Below are 19,023 nucleotides of genomic sequence, written 5' to 3'. Positions count from 1 at the left end.
GCCACAGGGAGCCGCGCTGTATCTGGAACGTCGCGCAGCTCCACCGTATTCGTACAACCGACAGGGAGTCACCCATGACCTTCATCGAGCCCGCAGGACGCCAGGCTGTCACCGCATACCGCACACCGTTGCATGCCCCCGCCCCCTGGTTGGCAATGGCCAGTGGTATCGAACCGCAGGTGGCGCAGTGTTTCCTGGTCAGTGCCCGTTGCGGCTGCTTCATGCAAGCGGCCCGCAGTCTCAACGTCAAGGCGACCTGGCTGCGCAAGCAGTTGGCGCAGTTGGAGACGCGCTTGCAGCGCTCGTTGTTCAGCTTCCAGGGCAGCGCCTTGACCCTCAGCCGCGAAGGCCGGCAGTTGCAGGCGCGCTTGATCGCCCTGGCTCACGAAAGCGCGCCGCCACTGAACGATCAGCCCTTGATTCGCCTGGCCGTGGCCGAGTCGATTCTGCATGACATCCTGGGGCGCGACTTGATTTCGTTGCTGCGGCGCAACGCCAGCGTGCGATTGCAGATCATCACCCTGGACAGTGAACTGGCGCTGCAAGCCGTCAGTGCCGATCTGGTGCTCTGGTTGAGCGATACCCATGGGGCGGCGCCAGGGCCGAGCTTCGCCACGTTGCCAGCGGATCGACTGGCGCGGCTGGACTATGTGCCACACATCGCCAAGCGCTACTCACGAGCGGCCACGCGCCCGGATTGCCTGGACGACCTGAATGACTACATGCTGGTGCAATGGCAGGCGGACCGACACGTGGACTGCTTCGCCCCGTGGAACGCCTTGATAGAACAACGCCGTGCCGGTGTGGTGCAGGTGCAATCCTACGAACTGATGCTGGAAATGATTCGCTGCAGCGCCTGCATCGGCCTGTTGCCACAGTACATGAGCCGCTTCGACCGAGGCCTGGTGGCGTTGCCGGAAATATTCGGCCTGTCGATGCAGCGGCACTTGTGGATGGCCGTCAATACTCAGACCGAAGGCTCGCCGGAGGTGCAGATGCTGCGTGAATTGATCCAGCACACGCTGGATGAGCGTCGGGATTGGTTCCAGGCATAACCGAAACTGAGTGTAGCCCCCTGTGGGAGCTTGCCTCGCAACCACCCCAGGGCTTTTGTTGGGGGCAGGTTTCCCCACAGCTTGACGCGGCTTATAGTGCTCGGCCTTGTCGCGCCTCCAGGAAGGAGCCCCCATGTCCGAGTCTTCGATCACCCTCGAACGCTTCACCGAAGCCCACATCGCCGGAGTCACCGCGCTCTACAACGACCCGGCGGTGACGCGCCAGGTGCTGCAGATGCCTTTCCAGTCCACTGAAACCTGGCGCAAACGCCTGGTGATGGATGACGAGCGCTTGTTGAAACTGGTGGCCCTGCACGCGGGCGAAGTCATCGGCAACCTGGGGCTGGAGCAGTTTTCGCGGGTGCGTCGGGCCCATTGCGGCAGCCTCGGCATGGGCGTGGCTGTCGCCTGGCAGGGCAAGGGCGTAGGTTCCATGCTGCTGGCTGCCGCGCTGGATGTCGCGGACAACTGGATGAACCTGCGGCGAGTCGAGTTGACGGTGTACGCCGACAATGACGCGGCCATCGGGCTGTACCGCAAGTTCGGTTTCGAAACCGAAGGGTTGATGCGCGACTATGCCGTGCGTGACGGGCGCTGGGTGGACACCCTGGCCATGGCGCGGCTGCGTTGAAGGACTGGCTGTTCAGGTAAACGGGCTTTTGCGTACGCCGGCCTCTTGAACCTGTCATCATCCAGCTCCGCAGCATGCCTTGATAGAGGAACAGCCCATGGACGATATACGGCAATTGGGCGAGATGCTTCGTCACTACGCAGACAGCGAAGCGCACAAAAAACAACAGCATCAGGCCCAGTCATTGGTGTGGTCAGAACAGATCAAGGCTTTGTACGAACAAATCGGGCAATGGTTGGCGCCAGTCCTGGCACCCGACCTGTTGACGTTGAATCGTGAGAGCTATGTGGCTCACGGGCCGAGCGTTCCGGTAGAGACGTCCGGTTTCAAGACTGAAAAACTGACCTTGACCATTACCGGTAAACCGGTGGAGTTCGTGCCGGATGTGATGGGCGTGGGTGGGCTGGTTTCCTTGTCGATCATGGGGCTGGCCTCGACCCGCCATGGGAGCATTTCCTTGGTTTGCCAGCCACCATCGGTGCAATGGCAATGGCGGCGGACCAATGGATTGAAAGACCCCGACACGTTCGCTTTCGACGCAGACTTTCTCGCACAACAATTACAGAGCCTGATACCGCGCGATCGAGGCTGACGGTGTGTGGCGAGGAACCTCATCGTCATCGACCTTCTTCCAGGGCAGGCAAAAAATGGCTCATTGGCTATACCTGTAGTTCCGGCCCCGCCTCGTGTGGCTTACAGGAGTGACAGCATGAAGTTTTCGTCGATGATCGGCACTGTTTGCATTGCCTCGCTCGCTTTGGCGGGTTGCTCTAGCAAAGTTACCCAGCCGGATGAGTATTCCGGGTTCCTGGGCGATTACAGCCGGCTCAAGGAAGAAAAGTCGCCGTCGGGGGCCGAGGTCATGCGTTGGGTCGATCCGAAGATTGATCCGGGCAAGTACACCCACCTCTATATCGAGCCGACGCAGCTTTATCCCAAGCCGCAGCCGACCGTGAAGATCCCCGCGGCCACGCTGTACGGCATCACCGCCTATTACGATCAGGCCCTGAAGCGCGAAGCGGGGAAATCCTTGCCCCTGGCGACCAGTCCAGGGCCGGGTGTATTGGTGATGCGGGCGGCCATCACGGCTGTCGGCAGCAAGACCGAAGGCTTGAAACCTTATGAGGTGATCCCGATTGCGCTGGTGGCGGCCGCTGTCAGCACTGCCAGTGGCATTCGCGACCAGGAAACCACCCTGGGTACCGAAGCGGTTTTTATCGACGGTGGCAACAACGCGGTGGTCGCCCAGGTGGTGCGCAAAGGGACGGGCAAACCGTTGTCCAACGAGTCCCAGGTCATGAAGCCCGAGGACGTCAAAGGGGTCATCGATGGCTGGGCGTCGGATTTGCATCAGTCGTTCCTGAAGCTCAAGGCTAAATAGCCACGGATGTCTGCAGTGGGCGCTGGTGACGTCATGTCTTTTTATGTCCGGGCATAGGTCGCAGCTCCATTTCATGGTTAACTCCGGCCTTCACCTTTTTCAAACCTGTCAGAAGGAATCCGTTCATGGCTACAGTCACCCTCAAAGGCAACCCAGTCCAAGTCAACGGCCAATTGCCACAAGCCGGTTCCAAGGCACCAGCCTTTTCCCTGGTGGCCGGCAATCTGTCCGACGTTTCCCTGGCGAGCTTTGCCGGCAAGCGCAAAGTGCTGAACATTTTCCCTAGCGTCGACACCCCGACCTGCGCCACCTCCGTGCGCAAGTTCAACGCCCAGGCCAATGAGCTGAACAACACCGTGGTGCTGTGCATCTCTGCCGACCTGCCGTTCGCCCAGGCACGTTTCTGCGGCGCCGAAGGCCTGGAAAACGTCCAGAACCTGTCGACGCTGCGCGGTGCCGAATTCATCCGCAACTACGGCGTGGAAATTGCCGATGGCCCGCTCAAAGGCCTGACCGCCCGTGCCGTGGTGGTGCTGGACGAAAATGACACCGTGCTGCACAGCGAACTGGTCAAGGAAATCGCTGAAGAGCCGAACTATGACGCGGCCCTGGCTGTTCTGAAATAAGCGGAATGAAATAAGGTCTTTATTACAATTGTTAACGGCCTGGCCCTGTCCAGGCCGTTTTCTTTTGTGCTTCAAGGTCTTAGCCGACGATTCATCAGGTAAGCCCAACGTAAATTGCCGGTAAAGGCGCTTTGCTAAACACCCGCCAGTGCTTATCGTTCAGCCTCCTGTAAAAGAAGTCCACGCGCCCAATGGTTGATCACTCCATGCAATCCTCTGTATCCCGCAATTCCCGTCGCTGGCTGTTCGGCCTGTTCATCGTATTGGTCGTCGCGGCGCTGGCCTGGAAGTTCTGGCCCGGTGGCCCGGCCCAGAAACCAGGAGCAGGGGAGAAGGCCGCGGCGGGGCACGTGGGGCGCTCCGGTGGCATGCGGCCAGGGTTCGGTGGCGCGACGGGGCCGATCCCGGTTCGGGTGGCGCCGGTGGTGAGCGGGGATTTCCCGCTGTACTTCAAGGCGCTGGGCACGGTCACGGCCCTCAATACCATCAACGTGCGCAGCCGCGTGGGTGGCGAACTGGTCAAGATCGCCTTTGAAGAGGGACAAATGGTCAAGGCCGGGGACTTGCTGGCCGAGATCGACCCACGTCCGTACCAGAACGCCTTGCTCCAGGCCGAAGGCACGCTGTTGCAGAACCAGGCCCAGTTGAAAAATGCCCAGGTAGACCTTGAGCGGTATCGCGGCCTGTACGCCGAAGACAGTATCGCCAAGCAGACCCTCGACACCGCCGCGGCGCTGGTGGGCCAGTACCAGGGCACGGTCAAGACCAATCAGGCGGCGGTCAACGACGCCAAGCTCAACCTGGAATTCACCAGGATCCGCGCGCCGATCACCGGCCGCGTGGGCCTGCGCCAACTGGACATCGGCAACCTGGTGGCAGCCAACGACACCACGGCCCTGGCGGTCATTACCCAGACCCAACCCATCAGCGTGGTATTCACCCTGCCGGAGAACAACCTCGACACGGTGCTCGCCCGTTACCGCAGCGGGGCGAAACTGCCCGTCGAAGCCTGGGACCGCGGCGACGTGAAGCTCCAGGCCAGCGGCGTGCTGCAAAGCCTGGACAACCAGATCGATGTCACCACCGGTACCTTGAAGTTCAAGGCTCGCTACGAGAACCGCGACCAGTCGCTGTTCCCCAACCAATTCGTCAATGTGCGCCTGCTGGCCGATACCCTCAAAGGCGTGACCCTGGCGCCGACGGCGGCCATCCAGTTCGGTACCAATGGCACCTTCGTCTATGCCTTGGAGGGCGACAAGAAGGTCACCATCAAGAAATTGAAGATTGGCGCCAGCGACGGTGCGAACACCGTGGTCACCGAAGGCCTGGCCGCCGGCGACCGGGTGGTGCTCGAAGGCACCGATCGCTTGAAGGAAGGCAGTGAAGTGGAAGTGGTCAGTGACAGCCAGGAAGTGCCCACCACGCCGACCGAGCACCTGCAGGGCAAGTCCGCAGCGGCACCCACTGAGCCGGCCACGGTCGACAAGGCGAAAAAGGGCGGCGCATGAATCTCTCGCGGCTGTTCATCCTTCGCCCGGTCGCCACCACCCTGAGCATGCTGGCGATCATCCTGGCCGGCCTGATCGCCTATCGGCTGCTACCGGTGTCGGCATTGCCCCAGGTCGATTATCCGACCATCCGTGTGATGACCTTGTACCCGGGCGCCAGTCCCGATGTGATGACCAGCGCGGTCACCGCGCCCCTGGAACGGCAGTTCGGGCAGATGCCGGGCCTGACGCAAATGGCCTCCACCAGTTCCGGTGGCGCGTCGGTGATTACCCTGCGCTTCAACCTCGACATCAACATGGACGTCGCCGAGCAGCAGGTGCAGGCTGCGATCAACGCCGCCACCAACCTGCTGCCCAAGGACCTGCCGGCACCGCCGGTGTACAACAAGGTCAACCCGGCCGATACCCCGGTGCTGACCCTGGCGATCACCTCCAAGACCATGCTGCTGCCCAAGCTCAATGACTTGGTGGACACCCGCATGGCGCAGAAAATCGCCCAGATCAGTGGGGTCGGCATGGTCACCATCGCCGGTGGCCAGCGCCAGGCCGTGCGAATCAAGGTCAATCCCGAGGCCCTGGCGGCCAACGGCCTGAACCTGGCGGATGTGCGCACGCTGATCGGTGCTTCCAACGTCAACCAGCCCAAGGGCAACTTCGACGGCCCGACCCGGGTCTCGATGCTCGACGCCAACGACCAGTTGACCTCGCCCAAGGACTACGCCGAACTGATCCTGGCCTACGCCAACGGCGCGCCGTTGCGGCTCAAGGATGTGGCACAGATCGTCGACGGCGCCGAAAACGAACGACTCGCCGCCTGGGCCAATGAAAACCAGGCCGTGCTGCTGAACATCCAGCGCCAGCCGGGGGCCAATGTCATCGAGGTCGTGGACCGGATCAAGGCCCTGCTGCCGAGCATCACCGACAACCTGCCGGCCGGCCTGGATGTCACCGTGCTGACCGACCGCACCCAGACCATCCGCGCTTCGGTCACCGACGTGCAGCATGAGTTGCTGATCGCCATCGCCCTGGTGGTCATGGTGACGTTCCTGTTCCTGCGCCGGGTCAGTGCCACGATCATTCCGTCGGTGGCTGTGCCGCTGTCGCTGATCGGCACCTTTGGCGTGATGTACCTGGCCGGTTTCTCCATCAACAACCTGACCCTGATGGCCCTGACCATCGCCGCCGGTTTCGTGGTGGACGATGCCATCGTGATGCTGGAGAACATCGCCCGCTTCATCGAAGAGGGCGACAGCCCGTTGCAGGCCGCGCTCAAGGGCGCGAAGCAGATCGGTTTCACGCTGATTTCCCTGACCCTGTCGCTGATCGCCGTGCTGATCCCTCTGTTGTTCATGGCCGATGTGGTGGGGCGCTTGTTCCGCGAGTTTGCCATCACGCTGGCGGTGGCGATCCTGATTTCCCTGGTGGTGTCCCTGACCCTGACGCCGATGATGTGCGCCCGCTTGCTCAAGCGCGAGCCCAAGGCAGAAGAGCAGGGCCGCTTCTATCGCGCCAGCGGTGCCTGGATCGACTGGCTGATTGCCGCCTACGGCCGCAAGTTGCAGTGGGTGCTCAAGCATCAGCCACTGACTCTGCTGGTGGCGGTGGCTAGCCTGGTACTGACGGTGGTGCTGTACCTGGCCGTGCCCAAGGGCTTCTTTCCGGTGCAGGACACCGGCGTGATCCAGGGCATTTCCGAGGCACCGCAATCGATATCCTTTGCCGCCATGAGCGAGCGCCAGCAGCAACTGGCGAAAGTGATCCTCGCCGACCCGGCGGTGGAGAGCCTGTCGTCCTATATCGGTGTGGACGGCGACAATGCCACGCTCAATAGCGGCCGCCTGCTGATCAACCTCAAGCCCCACAGTGAACGGGACGACAGCGCCAGCGAGATCATTGCCCGCTTGCAACCGCAATTGGATCGCCTGGTGGGCATCCGCCTGTTCATGCAACCGGTCCAGGACCTGACCATCGAGGATCGGGTCAGTCGTACCCAGTACCAGTTCAGCCTGTCCTCGCCGGACGCCGAATTGCTCAGCCTCTGGAGCGGTCGGCTGGTCGAGGCCCTGGCCCAGCAGCCGGAACTGACCGATGTGGCCAGCGACCTGCAGGACAAGGGCTTGCAGGTTTACCTGGTGATCGACCGCGACGCGGCTTCACGCCTGGGCGTCTCGGTGTCGAACATCACCGATGCGTTGTATGACGCCTTCGGCCAGCGGCAGATTTCCACCATCTACACCCAGGCCAGCCAGTACCGAGTGGTGCTGCAAGCCCAGGCCGGAGAGCGGATCGGACCGCAGGCGCTGGACCAGATTCACGTCAAGACCACCGATGGCGGGCAGGTGCGGTTGTCGAGCCTGGCCCGGGTCGAAGAACGCCAGGCGCAACTGGCGATTGCCCACATTGGCCAGTTTCCGGCAGTGATGATGTCGTTCAACCTCGCGCCGGGCGTGGCCCTGGGGCACGCGGTGGATTTGATCGAGAAGGTCCAGCACGACATCGGCATGCCGTTGGGCGTGCAGACCGAGTTCCAGGGCGCGGCCCAGGCGTTCCAGGCGTCGTTGTCGAGTACCCTGTTGCTGATCCTGGCGGCGGTGGTGACCATGTACATCGTCCTGGGCGTGCTGTACGAAAGCTACATCCACCCGATCACCATTCTTTCCACACTGCCCTCGGCGGCCATTGGCGCCTTGCTGGCGTTGATCCTCAGTGGCAATGACCTGGGCATGATCGCGATCATCGGCATCATCCTGTTGATCGGCATCGTCAAGAAGAACGCGATCATGATGATCGACTTCGCCCTCGACGCCGAGCGTAACCAGGGCATGGACCCGCAGACGGCGATCTACCAGGCGGCGTTGCTGCGCTTCCGTCCGATCCTGATGACCACTCTGGCGGCCCTGTTCGGTGCGATACCGCTGATGTTCGCCACCGGTTCCGGTGCCGAACTGCGCCAGCCCCTGGGTTTGGTGATGGTGGGTGGGTTGTTGGTGAGCCAGGTGTTGACGTTGTTCACCACGCCGGTGATCTACCTGTATTTCGACCGTTTGGGGCGGCGGTTTGCCCGACCGGAAGGGAAAGAGGTGCGGGTATGACGGCGGCGCCCGGCATCCTGGAACTTGAGCGCTTTTTGTGGCGAGGGGATTTATCCCCGTTGGGCTGCGTAGCAGCCCCTTTGGTGAGTGCTGCGCACTCAAGCGGGGATAAATCCCCTCGCCACAACAGCCTAGCCGTCTCTTGTATCCAGCGGCTTGAAGCCTGGAGCGGTGGCCGATGAACTTGTCCGGCCCCTTCATCAAGCGCCCGGTGGCGACCATGCTCCTGAGTTTCGCCATCATGCTCCTCGGTGGCGTGTGCTTCGGCCTGCTGCCGGTTTCACCGCTGCCGCAGATGGATTTCCCGGTGATCGTGGTCCAGGCCAACTTGCCCGGGGCCAGCCCCGAAGTGATGGCTTCCACAGTGGCGACCCCGCTGGAGCGATCCTTCGGTGCCATCGCCGGGGTCAATACCATGAGCAGCCGTTCCAGCCAGGGCTCGACCCGGGTGATCCTGCAATTCGACCTGGACCGTGACATCAACGGTGCTGCCCGGGAGGTACAGGCAGCGATCAATGCTTCGCGCAACCTGTTGCCCAGTGGCATGCGCAGTATGCCGACCTATAAGAAGGTCAACCCGTCCCAGGCACCGATCATGGTGCTGTCGCTGACCTCGGATGTATTGGAAAAAGGCCAGCTCTATGACCTGGCGTCCACCATCCTGTCCCAGAGCCTGTCCCAGGTGTCAGGTGTCGGCGAGGTGCAGATTGGCGGCAGCTCGTTGCCGGCGGTGCGCATCGAGCTGGAGCCCCAGTTGCTCAATCAGTACGGCGTGGCCCTGGACGATGTGCGCACCGCCATCGCCGACAGCAACGTACGCCGGCCCAAGGGCTCGGTGGAGGACGACCGGCGCATGTGGCAGGTCCAGGCCAACGATCAGTTGGAAAAGGCCAAGGACTACGAAACGCTGGTCATCCGCTACCAGGACGGCTCGGTGCTGCGGCTCAAGGACGTGGCGAAAGTCACCGACAGCGTCGAGGATCGCTACAACAGCGGTTTCTTCAACGACGATGCCGCCGTGCTGCTGGTGATCAATCGCCAGGCCGGGGCCAACATCATCGAGACGGTCAACGAGATCAAGGCACAATTGCCGGCCTTGCAGGCCGTGCTGCCGGCCAGCGTCAAGCTGAACCTGGCCATGGACCGCTCGCCAGTGATCAAGGCCACCCTGCATGAAGCGGAAATGACCCTGCTGATCGCCGTCGCCCTGGTGGTGCTGGTGGTGTTCCTGTTCCTCGGCAATTTCCGCGCCTCACTGATCCCGACCCTGGCCGTGCCGGTGTCGCTGGTGGGCACGTTTGCGGTGATGTACCTGTACGGTTTCTCCCTGAACAACCTGTCGTTGATGGCGTTGATCCTGGCGACCGGGCTGGTGGTGGACGATGCCATCGTGGTGCTGGAGAACATTTCCCGGCACATCGACGAAGGCGTGCCGCCGATGAAGGCCGCCTATCGGGGCGCCGAGGAAGTGGGCTTTACCCTGTTGTCGATGAACGTCTCGCTGGTGGCGGTGTTCCTGTCGATCCTGTTCATGGGCGGGATCATCGAGAGCCTGTTCCGCGAATTCTCCATCACCCTGGCGGCGTCCATAGTGGTTTCGCTGGTGGTCTCGCTGACCCTCACGCCGATGCTCTGTGCTCGCTGGCTCAAGCCCCACGTGCCGGGACAGGAAAACCGCCTGCAACGCTGGAGCCAGCGCCTCAATGAGCGGATGGTCCGTGGTTACGCCACCAGCCTGGACTGGGTGCTGCGCCATCGACGCCTGACCCTGCTGAGCCTGCTGGTGACCATCGGCGTGAACGTCGCTTTGTACGTGGTGGTGCCGAAAACTTTCATGCCACAGCAGGACACCGGCCAACTGATCGGTTTCGTGCGGGGCGACGATGGGCTGTCGTTCAACGTGATGCAGCCGAAGATGGAAATTTTCCGTCGCGCCGTGCTCAAGGACGAGGCGGTGCAGAGCGTCGCCGGTTTCATCGGTGGCAACAACGGCACCAACAACGCCTTCATGCTGGTGCGCCTCAAGCCGATCAAAGAGCGTAACATTTCTGCACAAAAGGTCATCGAGCGCCTTCGTAAGGAAATGCCCAAGGTCCCCGGCGCTCAACTGATGTTGATGGCCGACCAGGACCTGCAGTTCGGTGGCGGTCGCGAGCAGACCACTTCGCAGTATTCCTACATCCTGCAAAGCGCCGACCTGGCAACGCTGCGCACCTGGTACCCCAAAGTCGTGGCGGCCTTCCGCGCCTTGCCGGAGCTGACCGCCATCGACGCCCGCGACGGCGGCGGGGCGCAACAGGTGACGCTGGTGGTGGACCGCGACCAGGCCAAGCGCCTGGGCATCGACATGGACATGGTCACCGCCGTGCTCAACAACGCCTACAGCCAGCGGCAGATTTCCACCATCTATGACAGCCTCAACCAGTACCAGGTGGTGATGGAGGTCAATCCCAAGTACGCCCAGGACCCGAGTACCCTCGAACAGGTCCAGGTGATCACCGCCGACGGCGCGCGGGTGCCGCTGTCGGCCATTGCCCATTACGAGAACAGCCTGGAAGACGACCGGGTCAGCCATGAAGGCCAGTTTGCGTCCGAGGGCATTTCCTTCGACATGGCCGAAGGTGTCACGGTGGAGCAGGGCACCGCGGCCATCGAGCGGGCAATCGCCAAGCTGGGGATGCCCGAGGACGTCATTGCGAAAATGGCCGGTACCGCCGATGCGTTCGCCGCCACCCAGAAGAGCCAGCCGTTCATGATCCTCGGGGCGTTGCTGGCGGTGTATCTGGTGCTGGGGGTGCTGTATGAAAGCTACATCCATCCGTTGACCATCCTGTCCACCTTGCCATCGGCCGGGGTCGGTGCATTGCTGTCGATCTATGCACTGGGCAGCGAGTTCAGCCTTATTTCGCTGTTGGGGCTGTTCCTGCTGATCGGCGTGGTGAAGAAAAACGCCATCCTGATGATCGATCTGGCGTTGCAACTGGAACGTGCCGGGCAGACGCCGCTGGAGTCGATCCGCAGCGCCTGCCTGCTGCGGTTGCGGCCGATCCTGATGACCACGCTGGCGGCGATCCTGGGTGCCTTGCCGCTGCTGCTCGGCGCCGCCGAAGGCTCGGAAATGCGCCAGCCGCTAGGCCTGACCATCATCGGTGGGTTGGTGTTCAGCCAGGTACTGACGCTTTACACCACGCCGGTGGTTTACCTTTATCTCGACAAGTTGCGCCATCGCTTCAATCGCTGGCGCGGCGTGCGCACTGATGCTGCCCTGGAAACTCCGCTATGACCGACCGTTCGCCTTTCAATCTTGCCGCGGCGCTGGCGACCGCCCGTGGCTCGCGGGTGCTGAGCCTGGCGCTGTGTGTGGCGATGCTCAGCGCCTGCGCCATCGGCCCGGATTACCAACGTCCCCAGGCCGCCGCCCCGGTGCAATACAAGGAGGCCCAAGGTTGGCGCCAGGCCAACCCCAGCGATGCGCTGGCCCGCGGCGCCTGGTGGGAGCTCTACGGCGATGCGCAACTCAATGGCCTGGTGGACAAGCTCAATGCGTCCAACCAGACCGTGGCCCAGGCCGACGCCCAGTACCGGCAGGCCCGGGCACTGGTGCGCAACGCCCGTGGCGCATTTTTCCCGACCGTGGACTTGACCGTTGGCAAGACGCGCTCCAGCCAGGGCACTGGTAGCAGCAGTTCGAGCCTGAGCAGTTCGTCCAGCGGCATTCGCGACACCTACAGCGCCCAGGCGGGCGTCAGTTGGGAGGCGGACGTGTGGGGCAAGTTGCGCCGGACCCTGGAAGCCGACGAGGCGAGCGCGCAAGCCAGTTTCGCCGACCTGGCGGCGATGCGCCTGAGCCAGCAATCGGAACTGGTGCAGAATTACTTGCAGTTGCGGGTGATCGATGAGCAGAAGCGCTTGTTGCAGACCACCGTCGACAACTATCAGCGCTCGCTGAAAATGACCGAAAACCAGTACCGCGCCGGGGTGTCCGGCAAGGACGCGGTGGCCCAGGCGCAAAACCAGCTCAAGACCACCCAGGGCGACCTGATCGACCTGATCTGGCAACGGGCCCAGTTCGAGAACGCCATCGCTGTGCTGATCGGCTTGCCGCCGGCCGAGTTCAGCCTGGCCGAAACCCAGGACATTCCGTCACTCCCGCAGATCCCGGTGGCATTGCCATCGCAACTGCTCGAACGCCGGCCGGACATCGCCTCGGCAGAACGCTCGGTGATGGCCGCCAACGCCAACATCGGTGTAGCGAAGGCAGCGTACTACCCGGACCTGACCCTGAGTCTCAGCGGTGGCTATAGCAGCAGTACCTACGACAATTGGGTGAGCGTGCCGAACCGCTTCTGGTCGGTAGGGCCGCAACTGGCGATGACGCTGTTCGATGGCGGCCAGCGTTCGGCAGAGGTCGACCGTACCGTCGCGGCTTACGACCAGACCGTCGCCACCTATCGCCAGACCGTGCTCGACGGCTTGCGCGAGGTGGAAAACTACATGATTCAGCTCAAGGTGCTGGAAGACGAAGCCCGCGTGCGCCAGGAAGCCCTGGACGCCGCCCGGGAATCCCTGCGCCTGACCCAGAACCAGTACAAGGCCGGGTTGATCGCCTACCTCGATGTGGTGACCGTCCAGGCCACCGCGCTGAGCAACGAACGCAGCATGCTGAGCCTGCAACAAAGTCGGCTGATTGCCAGCGTGCAGTTGATTGCGGCGTTGGGTGGTGGGTGGGATGGGCAGTTGCAGGCGGATGAATAAGCCAGGGTGAAGCAAGTCCCTGTGGCGAGGGGATTTATCCCCGCTGGGCTGCGCAGCAGCCCAAATACTACTGCCACTGCGGTGTGTCAGGCCGGATAAGGGGGGCGCTTCGCACCCCAGCGGGGATAAATCCCCTCGCCACAGGTGAAGCCTTCACAGATAAATCCCCTTATACAGGTGCGCCTTTGCTTGGTCGCCGGTCAGTCCCGCTTTTGGCCGATGCACTGCCTACGTCCTGTCGCCATGGCTTGTTATAGTTCAGGCCTCTTTCAGTCGGTAAAGGATAACTGCCATGTCGCAATACCAAGCGTTCAACGTCGAACTTGCAGACAACATCGCCCATGTGCAGATCAATCGCCCGGAAAAGATCAATTCGATGAATGCCGCGTTCTGGAGCGAGATCATCGAGATTTTCCAATGGATCGACGACACCGACGCCGTGCGGGTAGTGGTGCTCAGCGGTGCCGGCAAGCATTTCTCCTCAGGGATCGACCTGATGATGTTGGCAGGCGTGGCCAACGAGCTGGGCAAGGACGTAGGACGCAATGCACGGTTGCTGCGGCGCAAGATCCTGCAACTGCAAGCCTCGTTCAACGCCGTGGACAATTGCCGCAAGCCGGTGCTCGCGGCCATCCAGGGTTATTGCCTGGGCGGTGCCATCGACCTGATTGCCGCGTGTGACATGCGTTATGCCGCCGAGGACGCGCAGTTTTCCATCAAGGAGATCGATATCGGCATGGCCGCCGATGTTGGCACATTGCAACGCTTGCCCCGGATCATCGGGGACGGCATGCTGCGTGAACTCGCTTATACGGGGCGCACCTTCGGTGCCGACGAAGCACGCAGCATCGGCCTTGTCAATCGTGTCTACAGTGACACCGCCAGCCTGCTCGACGGCGTGATGGGCATCGCCCGGGAAATCGCCGCCAAGTCGCCGATTGCCGTGACGGGCACCAAGGAAATGATCAGCTACATGCGCGACCATAGCATCGGCGACGGCCTGGAATACGTCGCTACCTGGAACGCCGCCATGTTGCAATCGACCGACCTGCGCGTGGCCATGGCTGCCCATATGAGCAAACAGAAACCCGAATTTCTGGATTGACTGACCATGATTTCACGCTGGACCACCGCAGTACTCGATACCGATCTTCCTGGCGGCTGGGCCGTGGCCCGTAGCCCGGAAGGCTTCCTGTTCGATGACAACGGCGCGTTGTTTCCCCGCGAATGGCTCAAGCGCCAGGACCTGTCGATCCTTGCCGAACACGGTATCGGCCACCTGGATGGCGAGCCGGTCTACCTACTGGAATTGCACAGCCCGCTGGACATCCCCGGTTGCAACTGGAAAGGCCTGCGGGCCTTCATGCTCGAGGATGACCACACGCTGTACAAAGTGCTGGGCTACGCCGCACAGATCGGCACCTGGGCCCGGGAGCATCGTTTCTGTGGCAGTTGCGGCAAGCGCATGGGGCAGATTCCGCTGGAGCGGGCGATGTATTGCGATGTGTGTGATCTGCGGCATTACCCGCGGATCTCACCGAGCATGATTGTGTTGATCACCCGCGGCGATGAAGTCCTGCTGGCCCGTTCGCCGCGTTTCGTCACCGGCGTCTACAGCACCCTGGCCGGGTTTGCCGAACCGGGCGAATCGGCCGAGGATTGCTTGATTCGCGAGGTTCGCGAGGAGGTCAGCATCGAGGTGAAGAACATCCAGTACATGGGCAGCCAGTGCTGGCCGTTCCCCCATTCGATGATGCTGGGTTTTCATGCCGAATATGCCAGTGGCGACATCGTGCCCCAGGAAGATGAAATCGAGGACGCCCAGTGGTTCAACGTCCACGACCTGCCACCGTTGCCGGCCTCGCGTTCCATCGCTCGTTACCTGATCGACGTCTACGTGGCGCGGCGCCTAGGCCATGCTGAACCAGTGCTGCCAGGCTAGGCGTACGGTCAAGCCCAGCACCACGGTGATGAACACCGGTCGGATGAACTTCGCGCCGCCGCTGATGGCGGTGCGAGCACCGAAGAACGCACCGACCATCACCGACAGGCCCATGCTCAGGCCGATGACCCAGTCCACCTGCCCCGAGAAGATGAACACCGACAGCGCCGCGATGTTGCTGACGAAGTTCATGCTGCGAGCCACGCCACTCGCCTTGACCAGGTCGATGGGGTAGAGCAGCAGGCTGCTGACCGTCCAGAACGCCCCCGTGCCCGGTCCAGCCACGCCGTCATAGAAACCCAGGCTGAAGCCCTGGGGCGATTGCCACGTTTTCTTGATCGGCGCGTCGCTGTCCAGTGGCGCCTTGGGCGTGCCACCGAACAAAAGGTACAGGCCGCAGGCGAAGACGATCACGGGCAGCATCTTGTTCAGCCATTCGGCAGGCAGGTAATGGGCGACGATGGCGCCGGTCAAGGCGCCCACCAACGTGCCGACGAGGGCATGGGTCCACTGGCGGGGATGGAACAGCTTGCGCTTGTAGAAGGTGAAACTGGCCGTGGCCGAGCCGAAGGTCGAACTGAGCTTGTTGGTGCCCAGCACCAGATGTGGCGGCAGGCCAGCGGTCAACAGCGCCGGCGTGGTCAACAGGCCACCGCCACCGGCGATGGCATCGATGAAACCGGCAATGAACGCGACAATGGCGAGGATAGCGAGGGTAGTGAGGTCAACACTGAGTTCGAAAGGCATGGAATGACTTATTTGGCAGGTCGCAGAAGGGCTGCGGGGAAGGCCGGTATGTTACCCATTATGGTGCACGGCTGCGACTGCCCGATCATGCCCAGCCCTTGCACGCCATGCAAAATCCGTGGCGAGGGGATTTATCCCCGTTGGGCTGCGTAGCAGCCCTGAAGCAATGAACCCAATCTTCCTGGCACACCGAGTTGCCTGGTTTAGGGGCTGCTGCGCAGCCCAGCGGGGATAAATCCCCTCGCCACAGAGTTCGGTTACAGCCTTCAAACCACATCATCGACAATGATATGCCGCTCACCCCGCGAGCAGCGCTCGATTCGCGCCTGGACCCGGTACACCGTGCGCAGCATCTGCTCGGTGATGACGTCGTCAATCGGACCACTGCCTTGCAGGGTGCCTTGAGCGATGACCAGTACCTGATCAGCAAAGCGCAATGCCTGGTTCAGGTCGTGGATGGCGATGAATACGATGATTCCATGTTGACGGGCGAGGGCGCGCATGAAGGTCAGGACCTGGACCTGACGGTGCATGTCCAGGGCACTGGTGGGTTCATCCATCAGCAAGACCTCGGGTTCGCGCACCAGTGTCTGGGCGATGGACACCAGTTGCTGCTGCCCGCCGCTCAATTCACCGAGGTTGCGAAACGACAGCTCGCTGATGCCAAGGGATTCGAGGATGCGGTCCACCGCCGCCAGCTCATCGGTTTGTACGGCCCAGCCCGGGGCCTGTTGCTTGCGGGCCAGCAGCACCGATTCATAGACCGTCAGCCGCGCACTGACGTTGAGGTTCTGCGGCATGTAGCAGATGCCCGCCGGGCCTTTGCGCGAACCTTCCAACCGCACCTGGCCGGGGCCCTCGATCAGGCCGGCGATGCGTTTGAACAGCGTCGATTTTCCGGCCGCGTTGGGGCCAACCACCGCCACCACTTCACCACCGCAGAGAACCGGAGTATTGATTGCATCGAGGATCGAGCGACCACCATAACGGGCGCCGAGGCCTGCCAGTTCAATCGTCACCATGACTGTTTCTTCCCGCCAAGAATGAGAGAGATGAAAAACGGCACGCCGATCAGTGACGTGACCACCCCGATAGGAAAGATTGCGCCCGGTATCAAGGTTTTACTCACCACCGAACTGGCCGACAGGATCAAGGCACCGGTCAGCAATGAGGCGGGCAGGAAAAAGCGCTGGTCTTCACCGATCAGCATCCGCGCAATGTGCGGCCCCACCAGGCCGATGAAGCCGATGGTGCCGACAAACGCCACTGGAAATGAGGCCAGCAGACTGACCATGACCAGGGTCTGCAAACGCAACTTGCGCACATTGATGCCGAAGCTCGCGGCCTTCTCATCCCCCAGGCGCAGGGCGGTCATGGCCCAGGCGCGACGGGCGAAAATCGGCAAGGTGACAAGGATCACCAGGCAGATCACCCCCAGTTTCGGCCAGGTGGCCTTGGTCAGGCTGCCCATGGTCCAGAACACCACCGCAGCGACGGCTTGCTCAGTGGCGAAGAACTGCACCAGCGCCAGCAGGGCATTGAAGGTGAATACCAGGGCGATGCCCAACAGAACGATGGTTTCGCTGGTCATGCCGCGACGCAGACTCAACACATGAATCAGCAGCGCCGAGAGCATCGCCATGACAAAGGCGTTGAGCGGCACCATGTATTGAGCGATCACCGGCACCAGTGCCACGCCGAACGCCAGCCCCAGGGCCGCGCCAAAACTGGCCGCAGCAGAGATGCCCAGGGTGAACGGGCTGGCCAATGGGTTGTTGAGGATGGTCTGCATCTGTGCGCCGGCCAGGGACAACGCCGCGCCAACCGCTACCGCCATCAGCGCCACCGGCAGGCGAATGTCCCACATTACCACCCGTACCTGGGGCGCGGCGGACTCAGGTGCGAACAGCGCCCCCAGTACTTCGTCCAAGCCATAACTGGCCGGGCCGAGGGCCAGATCCAGCAGCACGCTGAACAGCAGCAACGCCCCCAGGCCGACCAGAATCAGCCGTTTACGCCAGACCTGCGCGCGGTAGATCGTGCCAAGGGCGAGGTGATCGATAGGGCCGTTCATGGCTGGGCCTGCGCGGGCTTGAGGCTGACGAAATAGCCCGGTTCGTAGGGCACCGGCAGAAATCGCTGGTGGAACTCACGAAACGTGGCGTCGGGGTCCAGTTCGGCGAACAGATCCGGGTGGAACCACTTGGCCAGTTGCTGGATGGCGATGAACTGGTAAGGACTGTTGTAGAACTGATGCCAGATGGCGTGAAACCCCTGGGTTTGCTGGGCCTTGATTCCGGCGTAGGCGGGGCGCTGGGTGAACCATTGCAGTTTGCGCCGTGCCTCGACCAGATCGGCACCGGGCCCGACACCAACCCAATGTCCGCCAGGGGCGAAGGCTTGCCAGTTTGCGCTGGTGACCACCACCTGATCCGGGTCGGCGACGATCACCTGTTCGGGGTTCAACTGGCCAAAGGTGTTGGGGATGATGGTGCCGGCGATGTTGTGACCGCCGGCCAGCTCGACGAAACGGCCGAAATTTTCATTGCCAAAACTCAGGCAGCAGTCGTCGGTGTAGCCGCCGATGCGTTCGATGAAGACCTTGGGCCTGGGCGGTTGGCGGGCCTCGATCACATCGGTGACACGGCGGATCTGTTGCTGGCTAAAGGCAATGAACGCCTCGGCGCGGGCTTCTTCGCCGAACAACTGGCCGAACAGGCGCATGGTCGGCTCGGTGTTCTGCATCGGGTTGTTGCGAAAATCCACATACACCACCGGGATACCAAGGGCGTCGAGCTTTTCGATGTAGCGGGCGTCCTCGGTGGCATGCTGGGCTTCGATGTTGAGGATGATGACGTCCGGCTGTTGGCTGATCGCTTGCTCGATGTCGAAGGTGCCGTCTTCGAAACCGCCGAAGGTCGGGATTTTGGCAATGTCCGGATAACGCTGCAGGTAAGCGCCGTAGGTGTCCGGGTCGGACTGGATCAAATCCTTGCGCCAGCCAACGATGCGCTGGATCGGGTTGGCGGTGTCGAGGGCCGCCACCAGATACAGTTGACGGCCTTCACCGAGGATCACCCGGCGTACGGGAATGCGCACTTGGACCTGGCGGCCCAGCAGATCGGTGACAGTGGTTCTTGGCGTGGTGTCCGGTGTGGTGCCTGAACAGGCGAAACCGCTCAGTAGCAGGGTCATGGCGCCCAGCAGCACAGCGATGAGCGACGGGCGTTTTCGAGGTCTGGATAACATCGTTTTAACCTTTGATGGCCCGGGCCGACAGCGCGGT

15 protein-coding genes are annotated in these 19,023 nt (G+C 62.1%); 11 read left to right on the top strand and 4 right to left on the bottom strand.

Annotated elements, in window-relative coordinates; all coding sequences use genetic code 11:
- The first annotated feature begins 74 nt into the window (after positions 1-74).
- The 11 genes from DTP52_RS16015 (at position 75) to nudC (ending at position 14,990) form a co-directional block, all read left to right on the top strand.
- Positions 75-1,055, top strand: a complete 981-nt coding sequence (locus tag DTP52_RS16015; RefSeq protein WP_109754228.1) for a LysR family transcriptional regulator — start codon at positions 75-77, stop codon at positions 1,053-1,055.
- A gap of 133 nt (positions 1,056-1,188) precedes the next feature.
- Complete coding sequence (locus DTP52_RS16010) at positions 1,189-1,686, top strand: GNAT family N-acetyltransferase (protein ID WP_109754227.1); 498 nt, start codon at positions 1,189-1,191, stop codon at positions 1,684-1,686.
- Between the two features lie 97 nt (positions 1,687-1,783).
- Positions 1,784-2,278: a hypothetical protein gene (locus tag DTP52_RS16005; protein ID WP_109754226.1), complete on the top strand. Its 495-nt coding sequence runs from the start codon at positions 1,784-1,786 to the stop codon at positions 2,276-2,278.
- 117 nt (positions 2,279-2,395) lie between these two features.
- Positions 2,396-3,067: a DUF3313 domain-containing protein gene (locus DTP52_RS16000; RefSeq protein ID WP_109754225.1), complete on the top strand. Its 672-nt coding sequence runs from the start codon at positions 2,396-2,398 to the stop codon at positions 3,065-3,067.
- Positions 3,068-3,192: 125 nt separating this feature from the next.
- A complete protein-coding gene (tpx, locus tag DTP52_RS15995) occupies positions 3,193-3,693 on the top strand; it encodes a thiol peroxidase (protein ID WP_109754224.1) in 501 nt (166 codons plus the stop codon).
- 191 nt (positions 3,694-3,884) lie between these two features.
- Positions 3,885-5,201: an MdtA/MuxA family multidrug efflux RND transporter periplasmic adaptor subunit gene (locus tag DTP52_RS15990; RefSeq protein ID WP_109754223.1), complete on the top strand. Its 1,317-nt coding sequence runs from the start codon at positions 3,885-3,887 to the stop codon at positions 5,199-5,201.
- A complete protein-coding gene (locus DTP52_RS15985; protein WP_109754222.1) occupies positions 5,198-8,293 on the top strand; it encodes an MdtB/MuxB family multidrug efflux RND transporter permease subunit in 3,096 nt (1,031 codons plus the stop codon). Before DTP52_RS15990 ends, DTP52_RS15985 begins: the two co-directional genes overlap by 4 nt.
- A gap of 178 nt (positions 8,294-8,471) precedes the next feature.
- Positions 8,472-11,576 carry an efflux RND transporter permease subunit gene (locus DTP52_RS15975; protein ID WP_109754220.1) on the top strand — a complete coding sequence of 1,035 codons (3,105 nt, stop codon included), beginning with the start codon at positions 8,472-8,474 and terminating at the stop codon, positions 11,574-11,576.
- The gene (locus DTP52_RS15970; protein ID WP_109754219.1) at positions 11,573-13,048 is read left to right on the top strand and encodes an efflux transporter outer membrane subunit; all 1,476 of its coding nucleotides are present in this window, start codon (positions 11,573-11,575) and stop codon (positions 13,046-13,048) included. Before DTP52_RS15975 ends, DTP52_RS15970 begins: the two co-directional genes overlap by 4 nt.
- A gap of 292 nt (positions 13,049-13,340) precedes the next feature.
- Positions 13,341-14,153, top strand: coding sequence for a crotonase/enoyl-CoA hydratase family protein (locus DTP52_RS15965; protein ID WP_109754218.1), 813 nt, complete (start codon positions 13,341-13,343; stop codon positions 14,151-14,153).
- 6 nt (positions 14,154-14,159) lie between these two features.
- The gene (gene nudC / locus DTP52_RS15960) at positions 14,160-14,990 is read left to right on the top strand and encodes an NAD(+) diphosphatase (protein WP_109754217.1); all 831 of its coding nucleotides are present in this window, start codon (positions 14,160-14,162) and stop codon (positions 14,988-14,990) included.
- Here nudC and DTP52_RS15955 read toward each other — a convergent pair.
- The 4 genes from DTP52_RS15955 to DTP52_RS15935 form a co-directional block, all read right to left on the bottom strand.
- Entirely contained in the window at positions 14,958-15,737 is a 780-nt protein-coding gene (locus DTP52_RS15955) for a TSUP family transporter (RefSeq protein ID WP_109754216.1), read from the bottom strand. The two genes, nudC and DTP52_RS15955, sit on opposite strands and share 33 nt — an antisense overlap.
- 266 nt (positions 15,738-16,003) lie before the next feature.
- The gene (locus DTP52_RS15945) at positions 16,004-16,759 is read right to left on the bottom strand and encodes an ABC transporter ATP-binding protein (RefSeq protein WP_109754215.1); all 756 of its coding nucleotides are present in this window, start codon (positions 16,757-16,759) and stop codon (positions 16,004-16,006) included.
- Complete coding sequence (locus DTP52_RS15940) at positions 16,753-17,811, bottom strand: iron ABC transporter permease (RefSeq protein WP_109754214.1); 1,059 nt, start codon at positions 17,809-17,811, stop codon at positions 16,753-16,755. The genes DTP52_RS15945 and DTP52_RS15940 overlap by 7 nt, the downstream gene beginning before the upstream one ends.
- Positions 17,808-18,986: an ABC transporter substrate-binding protein gene (locus DTP52_RS15935; RefSeq protein ID WP_109754213.1), complete on the bottom strand. Its 1,179-nt coding sequence runs from the start codon at positions 18,984-18,986 to the stop codon at positions 17,808-17,810. Before DTP52_RS15935 ends, DTP52_RS15940 begins: the two co-directional genes overlap by 4 nt.
- Positions 18,987-19,023 lie beyond the last annotated feature (37 nt).

Origin of the sequence: Pseudomonas sp. 43mfcvi1.1 (assembly GCF_900115935.1) — a bacterium.
In the GTDB taxonomy this organism is placed as follows: Bacteria; Pseudomonadota; Gammaproteobacteria; order Pseudomonadales; family Pseudomonadaceae; genus Aquipseudomonas; species Aquipseudomonas bijieensis.
The sequence above is the reverse complement of the archived record's forward strand: the minus strand, read 5'-3'. Positions and strand labels throughout refer to the sequence as shown.